Origin of the sequence: Streptomyces sp. NBC_01298 (assembly GCF_035978755.1) — a bacterium.
In the GTDB taxonomy this organism is placed as follows: domain Bacteria; phylum Actinomycetota; class Actinomycetes; order Streptomycetales; family Streptomycetaceae; genus Streptomyces.
In genome coordinates this window covers 177,959-192,157 of the sequence record NZ_CP108415.1, presented here as the reverse complement: position 1 = coordinate 192,157, position 14,199 = coordinate 177,959, and the positions used below count along the sequence as shown (strand labels likewise).

General features: G+C 70.1%; 14 protein-coding genes and 1 pseudogene. 3 read left to right on the top strand and 12 right to left on the bottom strand.

All coding sequences use genetic code 11. The annotated features are described in order from the left end of the window. Positions 1-98 precede the first annotated feature (98 nt). Positions 99-1,385 (top strand): helix-turn-helix domain-containing protein, encoded by a 1,287-nt coding sequence (locus tag OG730_RS42190; protein ID WP_327309645.1) that lies wholly within the window; start codon positions 99-101, stop codon positions 1,383-1,385. A 45-nt stretch (positions 1,386-1,430) separates the two neighbouring features. On the opposite strand, the gene OG730_RS42185 is transcribed toward OG730_RS42190, so the two are convergent. Both OG730_RS42185 and OG730_RS44415 read right to left on the bottom strand, forming a co-directional pair. Further along, positions 1,431-1,913 carry an NUDIX hydrolase gene (locus OG730_RS42185; protein WP_327309644.1) on the bottom strand — a complete coding sequence of 161 codons (483 nt, stop codon included), beginning with the start codon at positions 1,911-1,913 and terminating at the stop codon, positions 1,431-1,433. A 9-nt stretch (positions 1,914-1,922) separates the two neighbouring features. After that, positions 1,923-2,444: a hypothetical protein gene (locus tag OG730_RS44415; protein ID WP_442815243.1), complete on the bottom strand. Its 522-nt coding sequence runs from the start codon at positions 2,442-2,444 to the stop codon at positions 1,923-1,925. 280 nt (positions 2,445-2,724) lie between these two features. Between OG730_RS44415 and OG730_RS42175 the strand changes: the two genes are divergently transcribed. Further along, on the top strand, positions 2,725-3,048 hold the full coding sequence (locus OG730_RS42175; RefSeq protein ID WP_327309643.1) for a DUF6087 family protein: 324 nt from the start codon (positions 2,725-2,727) through the stop codon (positions 3,046-3,048). 288 nt (positions 3,049-3,336) lie between these two features. Here OG730_RS42175 and OG730_RS42170 read toward each other — a convergent pair whose 3' ends face one another. Continuing rightward, entirely contained in the window at positions 3,337-4,092 is a 756-nt protein-coding gene (locus tag OG730_RS42170) for a DUF6875 domain-containing protein (protein ID WP_327309642.1), read from the bottom strand. Between the two features lie 158 nt (positions 4,093-4,250). Beyond that, a complete protein-coding gene (locus tag OG730_RS42165) occupies positions 4,251-4,508 on the bottom strand; it encodes a hypothetical protein (RefSeq protein WP_327309641.1) in 258 nt (85 codons plus the stop codon). A 389-nt stretch (positions 4,509-4,897) separates the two neighbouring features. Between OG730_RS42165 and OG730_RS42160 the strand changes: the two genes are divergently transcribed. Next, the gene (locus OG730_RS42160) at positions 4,898-5,140 is read left to right on the top strand and encodes a hypothetical protein (RefSeq protein ID WP_327309880.1); all 243 of its coding nucleotides are present in this window, start codon (positions 4,898-4,900) and stop codon (positions 5,138-5,140) included. A gap of 261 nt (positions 5,141-5,401) precedes the next feature. Here OG730_RS42160 and OG730_RS42155 read toward each other — a convergent pair. The 8 genes and pseudogenes from OG730_RS42155 to OG730_RS42120 all read right to left on the bottom strand — a co-directional run. Further along, a pseudogene (locus tag OG730_RS42155) lies at positions 5,402-5,779 on the bottom strand (PIG-L deacetylase family protein); the annotation flags it as partial. Positions 5,780-5,796: 17 nt separating this feature from the next. Continuing rightward, positions 5,797-6,657, bottom strand: a complete 861-nt coding sequence (locus OG730_RS42150) for a hypothetical protein (protein WP_327309640.1) — start codon at positions 6,655-6,657, stop codon at positions 5,797-5,799. Between the two features lie 2 nt (positions 6,658-6,659). After that, positions 6,660-9,032 carry a methyltransferase, FxLD system gene (gene fxlM, locus OG730_RS42145; protein ID WP_327309639.1) on the bottom strand — a complete coding sequence of 791 codons (2,373 nt, stop codon included), beginning with the start codon at positions 9,030-9,032 and terminating at the stop codon, positions 6,660-6,662. A gap of 32 nt (positions 9,033-9,064) precedes the next feature. Further along, positions 9,065-9,328, bottom strand: coding sequence for a hypothetical protein (locus OG730_RS42140; protein WP_327309638.1), 264 nt, complete (start codon positions 9,326-9,328; stop codon positions 9,065-9,067). Positions 9,329-9,333: 5 nt separating this feature from the next. Then, on the bottom strand, positions 9,334-10,803 hold the full coding sequence (locus OG730_RS42135; RefSeq protein WP_327309637.1) for an NUDIX hydrolase: 1,470 nt from the start codon (positions 10,801-10,803) through the stop codon (positions 9,334-9,336). 689 nt (positions 10,804-11,492) lie between these two features. After that, a complete protein-coding gene (locus tag OG730_RS42130) occupies positions 11,493-12,032 on the bottom strand; it encodes an NUDIX domain-containing protein (protein WP_327309636.1) in 540 nt (179 codons plus the stop codon). 82 nt (positions 12,033-12,114) lie between these two features. Beyond that, a complete protein-coding gene (locus OG730_RS42125; protein ID WP_327309875.1) occupies positions 12,115-13,248 on the bottom strand; it encodes a YhaZ family DNA alkylation repair protein in 1,134 nt (377 codons plus the stop codon). 9 nt (positions 13,249-13,257) lie between these two features. Further along, positions 13,258-14,175, bottom strand: a complete 918-nt coding sequence (locus tag OG730_RS42120; protein ID WP_327309874.1) for a TauD/TfdA dioxygenase family protein — start codon at positions 14,173-14,175, stop codon at positions 13,258-13,260. Positions 14,176-14,199: the final 24 nt, after the last annotated feature.

Sequence of the window (14,199 nt, the reverse complement as noted above, 5' to 3'; positions counted from 1 at the left end):
CGGAACCGGCACACCGCGTGCGCCCGCACGCCCTGTCGCCAGCCGGGCGCAGGCAGTAGGGTCTTGGCTCTCCGTCGGTGCGCAGGAGGCAACTACCCATGGGCCCGAGCAGTGACTTAGGCAGGATCTTCCGCAGCGCGCGCAATGCCCTGGACATGACGCAGGGCGAGGTCGGACGCGCTGTCGGCTACTCGGCCTCGGCGATCTCGCGGATCGAGCGCAACAGGATGCGGGTGGACTTCGAAACCCGGCTGCGTCTGGCCCACGTGCTCCATATCCCTCCTGAGCGGGTCAGCGGGTTCCCTGTCCCAGCGGCCCCCGTGATCGCTACCGTGGGGAACGTACCGATGCCGGACGAGGAGGACGCGATGCGTCGCAGGACAGTACTGGGGGCGCTGGCGGCCGGGGCGTCGACCGTCGCCGTCGGCACGGGCACCGCGGCGGCGGGCCAGACGGCCTCGAGCTTGAGCCTGGACGACATGCTCTTCCATCTCCCGGGCGCCGAGCCTGCGCCACTGCGGGTACTGGCTTCCGGGACGGCTGGCGCGCGCGAGGCGTTCACCGCCGCCCGCTACAACGACCTCGCGAACGCTCTTCCCGCGCTGCTCTCCGCCGCCGAAGCGACGAGGGACGCCTCGGTCGGCCGAGCTCGCCAGCAGGCCAGTGCCGTCCTCGCCCGCGGCTACGTTCTGGCCGCGGAACTCGCTGCGAAGGAGCACTCGGACACTGCTTGGGTCGCCGCCGACCGCGCCCTGGCCGCGGCAAGGGCCAGCGGCATGCCCATCCCCATCGGCGAAGCCACCCGCGTCCTTGCCATCACCATGCGCCGCTCAGGCCGCGCCTCTTCCGCAGTCCGTCTCCTCACCCACGAAGCCGACCAGCTCGATCCGGCCGAAGCGCGCACCGGAGCCGTACGCACCAGCCTGCTACTCACCGCGGCCTACTCGGCCGCCGCCGGAGGCGACCGCACCACAGCCCTCGCTCTGCTCGACGAAGCCGACGAGACCGTCGAACGCCACCCGCAGGCCCCCGACGGGCTCTTCACTGTCGACGCCACTCGGACCCAGGTCGCGGTCTACCGCATCGGCGTCCACACAACCCTCGGCACGCCGGACGACGGCGTGCCGATCGTCCAGAACCTGAACATCAGGCTCATGCCGAACGCCGAACGGCGTGCTCGCGCCTGGACCGACACCGCCCGCATGTGGCACGCCCTCGGCAACGGCCAGCAAGCGTTCGCCGCACTGCGCCGCGTCGAGCAGGAGGCGGCGCAGGAAGTAAGCCGGCCAGCGCTGCGGGCCCTGACATCGAACTTGCTCTACGGCCCGTCCCGCGTGGAGGGCCTGCGCGAGTTCGCCGTCCGTACGGGAGCCGTGCCCGCCTGAGCAGTGTGGCCCAGACCCGTGACGAGGATCTGGAGTGCCGAGTGATCACTCGGCCGGCGTGAACCACGCCGCGATCTCATCCTTCTCGACCAATCCGATGATGTCCCGCATCCGCTCGCTCATCGGCGGGAGCGCCTCCAGCGAGAACCAGCCGACCTCCACCGACTCGTCGTCGCATACCCGGGGCGAAGAGTCCGGACCGGCAGGCCGACAGGCGAAGACGATCTCCAGGTACTGAGCCCTGTCACCGTTCGAGTGCTGTACCGGCGGGGAATGCGTCACTGCCGCCAGACGCTCGACCACCACCGGGACTCCGGTCTCCTCTTCTACCTCCCGGGCCACGGCCGTGGCGGGGGCCTCGCCCGGCTCGATGATCCCGCTCAGCGGCGTCCACAGTCCGGCAGCAGTCCTGCGTTGCAGCAGCACCTGCCGGTTCTCGTCGCAGACGACCGCGACTACACCCGGAAGCCAGAGGAGGCAGTCGGGGCCGACCGCCTTCCGGAGATCTGCTACGAATTCAGGAATCATGCACCCACCCTAGGGCGGCAAGGAGGCCAGCGGACGGCTTTCACACTCCCCGCGCCGCCGCCAACGTGCATACTCGAGCAGACCTGCAGTCCGGAAGTTCCAGTTCGGCCACGGTGCACGGGCGTCAGGAGCCGAACAGAACAGAGGGGCCGTCGGCCGTGCGTTGGTGTGCTGTGCGGGCAGTAGGACCGCCACGAGGTTTCCGGCCTTGGTGATGCGGCCGTCGCGGCACATGGCGACCGCTTCGTCCAGGGAGGTCCAGCACAGCAGCATGTTGTCTGCCGGAGCACGGCGCCCACACCGTCGCCGTGTGCGGCGGGTTCGGGCCCGGCGCGACGAGACGGTCCTGCACACGGTGGAAGCCGTCGGCTCCGCCACCCTCGCCTGGAGCCCGGACAACGACGCCCTCTCCCCGCACATCCATGTCGCAGTGCGCCCACCCCCGCGGAGGGCCAGCTCCCGGCGCTGGCTCTCGGTACGGCGCGGGGCGCCGCCGCGCGAGCGGAATCTGGCCCCTGCGTCTTCGAGCAGGCGGTGCGCGCCACCGTACGAGCGGCCCCGTCTCCTCGGCCAGAGCCCTGACCGACTGGTCTCCCTCGTACTTCGACTTCAGGTCGGCGGCGAGTCACGGTCCGGGCCGGGCGTGAGCTGGGCCAAGCGTCTTCTTGGACATGAGCTGATTCCCCCTGCAAGGGCGGACGATGCCCTCGTGATCGTGTGAGGGGGAGGCGCTGGCCACCGATTCGGCGAAGGCGGCGGCATGGCGTGCGCAGGGTGGCGGCACGGAGCGCGCTTGCGCCACGATGCTCCAATGAACGAGGAACCGCTGGAGGAGTGGGCACGGCGGCGCGAGGAACGCCGGGCCGCCTCGAAGGGCAGGCTACGGGCGGTGCCGCTCACCGAGGGCCGGCATCGAGCGACGCATGTCGAGCCGGACGCTCCCCGGGTCATTCAGGAGTGGAACGGCACAGAGTGGGAGACGATCGGCGTCGTCGAGAATTTGGACGCTGCGAAGGCTCTGCTGTATCCGCCGCAGCCGGTGAAGGAGAAGCCAGCTGAGTGGGATCGCCCTGCGCTCGGGCCGGGGAAGGGGCGGCACCGCCGCACGGCCCCAACGGAGGAAGGCCGCGGCTGAGAGCCTGAGTCACAGCGGCGCCTCCGCGCGGGCCGGGCCGCAGCGAGGCTGGTTTAGCACATGGTGGCGGGCGTGCGCGCCGGGAACGACGTCGCGATCCGGGCCTTGCTGCATCGGCTGGCTGGTGGCGCCAGCACCGTTGTCCGCCCGCTGCGGGCGCCGGCTCAACGGGGCCCTGCACCGCTGACCGCAGCCGACGGCTGGACGTACACGTGAAGGGGGCACGACCTTGGGTTTCACCCACGACCCGCCAGCGCCCTCGGCCGTGCTCGATCGCTTCACAGACGCCTAAGCCAGCAGCCCGTCTTCTGTATCCGGCGGAACTTCCGTTGCTCTCCTGGCCATAACCTCAAGCTGCCCCAAGAGAATTTTGGCCATCTCTTGGACTTTTTCGCTGGGAGGAGGCTCCATCGAGCTAAAGGCATCAGTATATGCTTGGAGATCCTTCAGATCCTCCATAGGGTTCCCGGTTCCTTTGGTGAGGAAAACATGGTCTAGCGCGACCATGAACCTGATTGCCATAGCCGGGACGGGGCTTCTCAGCGGAAAGAAAGCGGGGTTGTGGCTTCCACGCTTCTGGCTATCTGCGTGAAATTCGCCAAGCATCAATGCGTCTGCCTTGTATTCGCCGGATGCTCGTGCATGGGTGCCATCGATGAACTGCGGAGCCATTTGTTGGGTTACCGCAGGAAACACTACGATGATCGTCTTGTATTTCGCGTCACTTCCAGACGTTGGCTCCAACGCGCTAAGCGGCGCCTTGTAGGCGTCGACGACTCTGATCACATCGTCTGGGGCGGCTATCGGGCCCTTGGCTACTGTGAACCAGGTGAGCCCCATGGTGAGAGATTTCGGCATAAACCGGCAGACCGCAGTGGGTGAGTCTGGGTTTTCCCTATCGCGCTCCGGGTTCGGCTTCGCGATGAAATCCCTGACCCATGCCAGCATCTTCTTCAAAGCATCCGCATCAGGACTCGCCGGAAGTTCGTCTATCTCTGCGGGGGTCAGCAGGTCGAAACTCTGAGCTGTCGGAGATCTGGTCATCCCGTCATCCTTGCCGTCAGGTTCCGATGACTGGATCTATCCTCGCATCCAATGCCATTACTGGCACTTCGGGAGGGTTCGGGGTGCACCCAAGAGAAACAACCGGAATTGCGGCGTCACCTTTCTTGCTCAGGTGGGCCGTCTGTCAGGGCGAGCGCTCAAGAATCGGGCAGAAGAGCCTTAGCCACGCCGGGGAGTCCCAGGTCCTCCGCGTGCTTGTGGGCCTCAGTGATCAGGTTGTTCATCTCGTCCGCGAACTCCGGCTTATTTTGGCGATCATTCGCCAGTTGCTGCGCCGTCCTGCGCATCGCTGCAGCAAGTACCGTCACGTCGGCTTCTGAGGGGGAGAGCATCTCATCCGTCGGCTCAACGGTGTGTGCTGACTGTGACTGATCCTGTACGGGGTGGTGCACCATGGTGGGTCCTAACATTGTGTTTCAGGGGTACCCGCTTGAGTGACCATGAAAGTGGCCCGTCCCGGCGAATGGCCGCCCAGGTTCAAGTATCACTCTGGCGAGTTCCCACGCGACCCGGTGAGGAAGCGCCGGGAGTGCGAGCGATGCTCCCCGAGACCCAAGCTCCCTGGCAAGACCCAGGAGAAGGGCTCGACGACGAGGCCGCCGGCATCCTCTGGGAAGCCGGCGCCAGCGCGTCGTCGACCTCGACCGCGAGGAACTCGGCACCGACCTGAGGGGCAAGCGGATCACCACCTGGGAGCCGCCTTCAAGCCTGAGACCGACGACATCCGCGACTCGCCCCCCTCGCCGTCGCCCAGACCCTCCACGACCTCGGCGCCACCTTCACCATCACCGACCCCAATGCCCGCATGCTTCATCCCGAGCTCGACTGCGTCGAGGACCTGATCGCCGCCTTCGAGGACGCCGACCTGCTGCTGCACCTGCCCGAGTGGCCGCAGTTCTCCCACGCCGACCCCAAGCGCCTCGTCGCCCGAACCACCAGCCCCAAGGTCATCGACGCCCGTGGCGCTCTCAACACTGCCCAGTGGCGCGACGCCGGCTGGATCACTCGAACGCTCAGCTGTCGTTGAAGCACACCGGGCCCACGGCCACAGGGACGCTCGGGGCCATACTTCCGGCATTACATGCGATCCGGAACGAGTCGAGAGCAGCGGGGCCGGCGGGACCGAATTCTCGACAGAACGAACTCCGATTCCGGGCGCAGCGCTGCCTCTCCTTGGACGGAGCGAGCCACACGTTAAAGGCAAGACCACACCCTCAGACCCCCGGGCGACTCGGTCACGTCGACGCCTCCGCCTGCCCGCCCCCAAACCTGAACACATCTACTTGACAGGGAACCCGGTGAGCTGGCCGAGGGCGTCGTGACCGATCACGATGTCGGGCCGGACCTCGCGAATGTGTCTGACCAGGCGGCCGACGGCGTCGTCGAGGGGCGTATCGACAAGGCGAACGGCGCCGACGCCGGGTGCCGAGGCGGAGTTGCGGGCATCGGCGTACCCGAGCAGCCGCGGGGCCCCGGCGCCCAAGACGTTCAAGGCCTCGGCGAGTTCGGGGGCTCGGTGACTGTCGGCAGTCCAGGTGGCGGTGACGACCGCGCTGCGGGCGCCGGCGGCGGCATGCTGGGCGAGCACACCGCCCGCGAGGAGGGATTCGTCGTCCGGATGTGCGAAGACTCCGAGCAGGGAGAGAACGGGGGTCGGTTGCGTCACGGAGACCTCCGGGCCGGTCAGTGTGTAGGGACGGGGGTGTGGGTCAGCTCTTGGGCCCGGCGCGCGATCAGCGGGGCGAGGGTGGGATGGACGCCGCGGGAGCATGCCTGGAGCAGCTGGGCGAGCGCGACAAGTTCTCCGGTCCGGCCGGCGTCCGTGTCCAGGACGTGAGCGAACTCGCGCCGGATCCGGGCGGCGGTCGCCGGTGCGGCAAGCGAGTACGCGTGGAGCAGCCCTGGGTCGTAGCCGACAGGGAGACGCCCCCAGTTCTCCCAGTCCAACACGACCAGGGGCGCGCGAGTGAGGTTCGCCCAGTGCAGATCGGCGTGTCCGGTCGTCGTCTCACGGATCCGGACGGGGTCGATGCCGAGGAAGCGGCGGAAGTTCCGGTCGACCCAGTTCTGGCGTACGGACTCCCGGTCGGTGGGCACCGTCGCGAGCGCGCCGAGCGCGGACTTCAGCTCCGCCCACCAGGAGTCGGGCAGCGCGATGTCCTGGTCGAGGGCGGGAGTTCCGCTGGTGACCGGCGGGACGGACACGTACTCGGTGAGCTCAGCCCGGTAGGCGACGTCCGGTGAGGTCCAGTCGAGGACGCCGCGAAGCCGCGGCCGCGGTACCGACCGGGGCACGTGCGTGTCCGCGGTCGCCGTCCCCTCCCACAGTCGTCCACCCGCCTTGTCCACCTCAGCGGCGACGATGCGCAGCCAGCAGTCCCCGGCCCGGCGACCCAGGGTGCGGCCCTGCCACCCCCATACCTCGGGACCCGACGCGGCCACCTGGAACTGGCGGGCGGCGGCCGCGTGCGCGCGCCGCATGCGTTCTCGATCACCACCCTCTGTAGGTGCGACGAACACCGCCTCGCGTACCGCGCGTTCCACCGTCACACCCCTTCTGTCACGACGTCGGCCGCGGGGCGCCCAACAGGCCGGGGCGGCGGCACGTCACGCCCGGGCCAGCGGATCACCAGGCGGCAGAGGTCCTTGTCTAGGACGTCGCCGGCGGGCAGTGCGTCGTTGGGCGTGCCGGCCGGGTGGACCGTCAGGACGGGGTCGGCGTGCTGGTCGTTGTCGTCTGCGCGAACGTGGCGGTCCCAGGCCCGGACCGTGCCCGCCAGCCGCTCGGCGAGCGCGGGTCCCTGCTGGCCGAAGGCGTGGACGGTCCACTCCCACTCTTTGTCCTGTGGGCGGTCGCCGTCCTTGGTCTGGACGTGGATCAGGTAGGCGAGCGAGGCGTCGCCGACGATCGCGGGGGCGTCGCGGTCCTTCGCGATGCCGGTCACACGCTCGTCCGGTTCCTGGTGGGCGGCCAGGCGGCAGAAGCCGGACAGGGTGGTGGCCGCGTACAGCTGCAGGGATCCGAAGTAGGCGTTCGCTCCCATGGTCACGCCTGTGGGGACCTCGTGCCGCGGTCCGCGCAGCGCCTCCTCCACGCCCGTCGTTTCGGCGGCGGTGCCGTGCTCGAAACGGAGCGTTAGCCCGCCGTCGAGGAGGGAGAGGACCGGGATGGTGCGGGTCTGCTGACCTTGGTCGCGGACGAAACCGCAGTGCGTGAAGTGGCGGGAGTGCAGCACCTCGCCGCGCCGTTCGAAGGTGACCGCCCGGGTGTAGCCGCCCATCTCCAGCGGCAGGATCAGACGGCCGCCCTCGGCCAGCTGCTCCCGCCAGGCCGGGGCCATGTCCCAGCAGTTGTAGGTGATCATGCTGGCGTCGAAGCCGCCGCGCGGCACGAGGTGCCCGGGCGCGCCGAGGGCCGCGTCGGCTTCGACGGCGGTGACGCGTCCGCTGCCGGCCTCTGTGAGGAACCGGCGGGTGCGGCGCACGACCCACGGGTCGATGTCGACGGTGACCACGCGTCCGCCGAGTCCGGTGACGTGGGCGATCAGCTCGGCGTTGTAGCCGCCGGAACCCGCCTCGAACACGACCGCGCCCGGCTCCAAGCCCAGGCACTCGATCATGTCGGCCTGAAGCCAAGCCGCGGACACCGAGCTGATCGCTGTCCCAGCCTTGTCGCGTCGGGTGATGACGGCCCGGTCGCGGCCGTCATACGCGGCCAGGAGGTTCGCCTCCGGGGCGAAGCGGTGCCGGGGCACGGTCCGCAGCGCATCCTGGACCCGCTCCGAGGGGGCCCAGCCGCCGTCGATGACCATCTGGGTCATTGCCGCGCGCAGCCTGGCGGCCTCGGCCGGTTCCCCCGGCACGGGCGGCTGGTTGGCGGCGATGGGGTAGGAGGTGGTCGGCGGCAGGCCGGGAAGGATGCCGGGCCACACGGCGTCGATCGCGAGAGCGGCCGGGGCGAACACGTCCCCGACGCAGGCGAGGGCGTGGAGGTCAAAGAACTCCCAGCGGTCGAACAACTGCGGTTCCGGGTTGGCCAGAGTGCCCGTCCACGCGGCGATACGGACGACGGCGGTGAGCCGCGGGACCCCGTGGCTGTCGTCGACCAGCATCGTCACCACGTGCGCGTCGGCCGGATCGGCGACCAGCCCGGTCTCCTCGGCGAGTTCGCGCACCGCGGCGGCGGCGAAGTTCTCCGGGCCCGCGGTCTTGCCGCCGGGCAGCTCCAGCACGCCGCGCCGGGAGCGGCCGAGCAGGACCCGGCCAGCGCCGTCGGTGACGACGGCAAGCGCTCCGATCATGGCGTGGCCGGTGGTCGGCCGCTTCTCGACAGCCCGGGTGTCGAGGTGGCACAGCCCGCGCAGGACCAGGAAGGCCAGACCGTCTGCGTCCAGCCGCTCCACCGTCTCCCAGCCCGCGCCGAGCAGCGTGATCTCGTCCTCGTCCAGGGCGATCCCGCGCCGCTCCTCCGGCGTGTTCTCCACGACCGGGGTGATGACGACGAGCGCGCCGCCGTCGCGCAGCCGCTCCCCGAGCCCGTGAACGATCCGGCCGCGGTCCCTAATGAAGGGATACACCAGCCGCATCACGATCAGGTCGTACCCGCCCTCGTGCAGCAGGGCCGGGTCGTCGCGCTCGATGTCCAGCTGCAGCCAGCGCACTCCCTCGACGTCGGAGTGCTCCTCGCGGGCCCGTGCGATCGCGCTCTCCGCGAAGTCGACGGCGTCCACGCTGTAGCCGAGACGGGCCAGGTGGGCGGCCAGCTCCCCGGTGCCGCAGCCCACCTCCAGGGCCCGGCCCCCGCCCTCGGGAAGGGAGGTGTGCTCGGTGAGGAGTTCCCGCTCGCGCTCACCGAGGTGGCGCCACCCCTTCCCCTCCTCGTAGTGCTGCTGCCACTCGTCGCGGGCGGTGTACGTCAACGTGCTGCTCCTCGTGTCGGGCGGGATGGAGGTCAGGGGCGCTGCGCGGTGCGCAGCCGGGCCAGGGTGTGCAGGCCGCGCTCCACCAGCTCGGGATCACTGTGGGCGGTGCCGTAGGAGATGCCGGAGACGGCGTCAAAGACGGACAGGACCGTGAGCTGGGCCTCTTCTGCCTGGGTGAAGGGGCGGCCGTAGCCGTCCATCACGGCCTGGAGGAGGTCGGGTCGGCACCATATGGCGTGCGTGGGCTCGGTCTGGGCCCGCCGGCCGGGTCCGCTACTGGGGGGTGTGCTCACCCTGCTCACCAGCCCAGCTGGGAATAGGGGATGCCTTCGGAGATTGCGGTGATGGCCGTGCGGGTGTAGGAGACGAGGCGGTCCGGGAGCTCGTGCCGCGGCCACCACTGCCAGGTCAGACACTTGTCGGGCTCGCGAACCTCGGGGGTGCCCTCCCACCGGCATGCTCGGAAAACGAGCTGTATCAGAGGCAGGCTGCCCGGGGTGTCGACGACGTGGACGACGTGCGCGAGCTCCACGTCCGCGGGGTCGATGACCAGCCCTGCCTCCTCCCACGCCTCGCGGACCAAGCACGTGAGGGCGGACTCCTGCTCGCACCGCCCGGCGAGGTAGTGCCAGGTGTCGCCCGCGTACTTCGATTCGGGGTGACGCAGGCCTAGAAGCACCCGGCCTTCGGCGTCTTCGAGGTGGAGGTGGACTCCGACGCCGTTCAACACCACCCGGCTGCCCCCGTCCCACACGGGAGGAGCCACGGCCGGCTCGCTGCCCGGGGGGTTCTCGGCCGCGTGCCGGCGAATCAGGTCCCGGGTGGCGGGGCTCAGGCGCAGCCGGTCCAGTTCGTCGGGCGCGAACCAGCGCAGCAGCACACCCTCGTGTAGCGCGAGACGTTCGGGGTTGCCGCGCCACCGGCCAGCGAAGACCCGGACCGGGACGCTGAGGCCGTCGATGCTGGTGGCGGCCTCCACGGCGTAGGGCTTCAAATCCTCGAGGTGGAGGTCGGGCACCTCCTCGGACAGCTCCCGCAGCAGGGTGCCCTCAAGGCTCTCGTCGTCGTGCGTGCGACCGCCGCCGAGAAGGGCGAACGCCCCCGACTGCCAGATGACGCCGGGCTTGTGGTCGCGCAGATGAAGCAGGTAGCGGCCGGCCGCGTCGTGGATCAGCGCGGACGCGTTCACCGGTTCAGGCCGGCCGTCCAGCCGCGCTGCGAGCAGCTTCGCGCGCAGCGTCGGCGAGGTGACTCCCGGCTGCGGGAGCCACTGGGCGCCGGACACCTCCTCGTCCTGCAGCGCGATTGCCGGCGGATCCTCGCCGGCGAGGTAGAAGACGTACCGGACGTCGTAGTGGAGGTGGGCCGGTTCGCCCTTGGACGGGCTGGCGTCGATGTCGTGGACGTCGATGTCGATCGGCGAGCCGAGCAACTGCCGGGTCAGGCACAGGGCGCCCGGCGCGATCCCGGCCTCCTCCGACACCTCGCGCAGCGCCGCGGCGAGCAGCGTGCGGTCCCCGGGCTCGATGTGGCCGCCGGGAGCGAGCATGAGGCCGCCGGTGGCCCGGTGCCGGATGTGCAGGACCCGGCCCTCCCGGTCGATGACGACGGCGCTGCACGTGACGTGCCCGGGCAGTGTGGTCCGGGCGGTCGCGTCGACGGGCCGGTCCAGGGCGGCGAGGAGCCCGGCCAGGGCGTCATGCTCGCCGGGGTGCCGGCCTAGGTACGCCTCGACGGTCCTGCGGATCGCGGTGGGGCTGGGTGGCATGTGCGTCGTCTCGCCTTCGATGTCGTGGGGGTCGGGGTTGACGTGGTGGTGGCTTCGGCGTGTTCAACGACGCCACGCGATTTCGAGCACCTGTTCCTTTCAGACGCGTTATGCGCCCTGTGATTCAGCGGATTTCCGAAGGTGCCCAGTGCACCGACCCTTGCCTCGCAAGAGCCCCGGTCGAGGGCGGGTTGGCCGAAACGCCGACGTTCAGTCGCTCCAGCGGCACGTGCGTGGACATCGAGGCCCTTGGTGTGGTCGGTGCGGCCGACCGCGGCGATGACCGGCAGACCGGCGGTGGTGCCAAGGGCACGCACTATGCGCTCGGCTTTGGTCCTGGTCGGTGGGGTGAGATCGGCCGAGGTGAGGTGAAGCCCGGACGGCCAAGACCGGAGGCTGACCGGGCCGAGTCCGTACTGGTCCTGAAGGTGGCGGTAGAGGAAGTCGCCGATGTCGGCGCCCCAGACACGCGCGTGGATGCTGGCGGCGGCGATGGCCTCTTCCTCCCAGGCGACCCGGCCGGAGTCGGGATCGGGCCGTTCGGTGATGCGGGCGGTGGAGAACAAGGCCAGCAGGACCTCCACGCCCGGGTGGGCGCTGGCGTGGTGGGCGAGTCCGGCGAAGGGGGTATCGACGCCGATTGGTCTTGGTCCGCGCCGCCACAGGTCCAGCGCGTCCGGGCGCTTGGGCTAGGTGGCGGTTCGCTGCGTGGTCAGCAAGACCGCCGCGAGGGTGCCGGCTTCGGTGATCCGCCCGTCACTGCACATCGCTGCCGCTTCTTCCAGCGCGACCCAGCGCAGCTCCATGTCGGCCTCGCTCGCGTCCCGGTGGTGCTCACCGATGCTCAGACCCCTGGCGAGGTACAGATGCTCACGGGTTCGCGCGCCGGCGGGCATCCTCCACATGGTCGTGAGCAACTCGAACTCGGCAGCGCGGATGCCGGCTTCCTCGGCCAGTTCCCGGCGCGCGGCGGCCAGTGGGTCCTCGCCGGGCTCGCATCCGCCACCGGGGCACATGAGCAGCCGCTGTCCGCACACGTAGACGTTCTCCTCCACCAGGGCGATTCGGCCCCGGTGGTCGAGGGCTGCGACGCGCACGCCGTCGACTGATTCGATGTACTCGTAGGTCCCCACACTCTGGTCGGCACGCCGGACCGAGTCGCGGCGCACCACCACCCGGACTCCCGTGTACTGGATGCTCGACGAGACCGTGCTCCAGCCTTCGATCATGCCGATACCTCTCTCGGGCTGCGATGTGTCGCGGGAGCGGCAAGGCCGCTGGGAGCGCGCTCGCCTGGCGGCGCTGTAGAGGTCAGGTCTGGCCGTTGGTGATGAGGAAGAGCGTCGGGGGGTAGCGGCGGCCGTTGACCTGGAGGGCTAGGTGATAGTTGCCCGGGGCGAGGGCGGCGGTCCCGGCGGACTTCAGGCGGTGGGTCTTGGCCAGGTTCAGTGGGATGCCTGCTCTGATGGTGGCCCGGGTCAGGTGGGCGACCTTCTCCGCAGCCCTGGTGCCGGGTTCGGTGCGGGTCAGGACGTACATGACGTGCACCGGAGTGTCGGCTGGGGCGGTGAGGTCGGCTTCGAAGGCGAGGCCGTCGCCGAGCCGGTACTCGGTGTGGGCCAGGCGGAGCGGGCTGACGCTGACGGCCGCCTGCGGGTCGTAGCCGGTCAGGGCGTAGGCGGGGGCCCAGCCGTCCTTGAGCCGGGATTTGAGTGCCTCGCGCGTGATGAAGGCGAGTTCGGCGTCCGTGGCGCGCCCTTCGGTACGCCACCTGGTCAGGGTGGCGAGGACGAGGTCAGGGAGGGTGCGGGCGATGTCGCGCAGGTGATTGGCGACCGACGTGGTCACGAAGCGGCTGCTGTCGGCGTACAGGATGTCGAGCAGCGGAAGAGCGGTGTCGACGGGCAGGCCGGCGCCGACGGACCAGGGCAGGTGGGGGCGGAGCGCCTCACTGGCCAGGCGCCGCACCCGGTGGTCGGAGGCGGCAGCCCACGTTGCCGCGACCGCCAGAGTCTGCTGGGGGTAGGCGGTGAGGAAGGTGCGGACGGCGTCCTCGGCGGAGAAGTACGGCGTGAGGGCGGCGAGCGCGGCGAAGGACCGGTCGAGGTGATCCGGGTGGAGGTGGTGGGCGGCTACGTAGGCGGAGTGCGGGGCGTAGATGTACAGGCCGAAGTCGGAATCCGCTCCGGCGGCCTCCGGAGTGGGCGGCAGGGAGCACAGCAGGGTGTCGAGGGCGGCCGGCCCGGTGACGGTCAGGTGCTGGTGGAGGCCCTCGGCGGTGCGGGCGATGCGGGCCTTGAGTTCCAGGCGGGGGAGGTCGGCGGAGACCTGGGCGGTGAACGAGGCGGCGTCGAAGCCGGGGCAGGCTGCCTGCATCTCGCGCCCGATCCGGGCGATCCTGTCCGGGCTCAATGCCCGGTCCTTCATGGGCACTTGGGAACTCATTTGACCACTCTAGTGCCGGTTCGATCCGGAGGCGGGCCGTTCGGCGGTGATTCCCCCGTCGGGGGTACCGGCGCGGCGTGCCTGCTGCCGGACGGCGGCGCGTACCAGCAGCCGTGGGTGATGTGAGCTGTCGCAGGGGGAGGCGGTGTGCAGGACGGCGAGGTTGTCCCAGACGATCAGGTCACCCTGTGTCCAGCGGTGGGTGTAGAGGTATCGGGAGCTGGTGGTGTGGGCGAGCAGGTCGGCCAGCAGCGCACGACCGTCGGGCTCGGGCAGGCCCTCGACGCGGGGGATGACCATGGAGCCGAGCAGGAGCGCTCGGGCGCCGGTGGCGGGGTGGACGGGGGCGAGCGGGTGAGTGACCTCGGGCAGCAGCGCGAGTGTTCCGGCTTGAGTGGAGGAGCGGCCGCCGGCGGCGTCGGCTTGCCGGGCGGCGAGGTGCTGGATGGAGTGGACCGCGCTCAGGCCGTCGACCCGGGCCCGGAGGCCGGCTGGTAGGTCGGCGTAGGCGCGGGTGGCGTCGGCGAAGCGGGTCTCACCGCCTTCACCGGGGGTGATGACCGAGTAGAGCAAGGTGGCGGCGGTCAGCTCGGGCTTGAAGGAACCGTCGGCGTGCCACTCCTCCTCGTGGTCGCCGTCGTAGATGCCGATCGGCGTGCCTTCCTGGTGGATGTTGGAGACGACGGTGAGGCCGGGGAAGCCTGGGACGGTATAGCGGCGGTCTGTGGCGGTGTCGACCTCGCCGAACAGGGAGGCGACGGCGAGCAGGTCGGCGTGATTGAGGTGCTGGCCAGGCAGGATCAGCACGCGGTAGCGGTGCAGGGCGTCGGTGAGGGCGCCCGTCGCGGCGGAGCCGGCCGTTCGGGCCAGGTCGGTCTCGACACGGGCGCCGAATCCGCCGGGCAGCGGGGTGACCGCAAGGTTCATCGTGCCTCCAGGGGCCGGGAGCGG

Coding starts and splice junctions, on each gene's coding strand:
- OG730_RS42170 (WP_327309642.1), bottom strand. CDS start 4,092: ATGACCAGATCTCCGACAGCTCAGAGTTTCGACCTGCTGACCCCCGCA.
- OG730_RS42120 (WP_327309874.1), bottom strand. CDS start 14,175: ATGAACCTTGCGGTCACCCCGCTGCCCGGCGGATTCGGCGCCCGTGTC.
- OG730_RS42175 (WP_327309643.1), top strand. CDS start 2,725: ATGAACGAGGAACCGCTGGAGGAGTGGGCACGGCGGCGCGAGGAACGC.
- OG730_RS42125 (WP_327309875.1), bottom strand. CDS start 13,248: ATGAGTTCCCAAGTGCCCATGAAGGACCGGGCATTGAGCCCGGACAGG.
- OG730_RS42165 (WP_327309641.1), bottom strand. CDS start 4,508: ATGGTGCACCACCCCGTACAGGATCAGTCACAGTCAGCACACACCGTT.
- OG730_RS42130 (WP_327309636.1), bottom strand. CDS start 12,032: ATGATCGAAGGCTGGAGCACGGTCTCGTCGAGCATCCAGTACACGGGA.
- OG730_RS42190 (WP_327309645.1), top strand. CDS start 99: ATGGGCCCGAGCAGTGACTTAGGCAGGATCTTCCGCAGCGCGCGCAAT.
- OG730_RS42135 (WP_327309637.1), bottom strand. CDS start 10,803: ATGCCACCCAGCCCCACCGCGATCCGCAGGACCGTCGAGGCGTACCTA.
- OG730_RS42185 (WP_327309644.1), bottom strand. CDS start 1,913: ATGATTCCTGAATTCGTAGCAGATCTCCGGAAGGCGGTCGGCCCCGAC.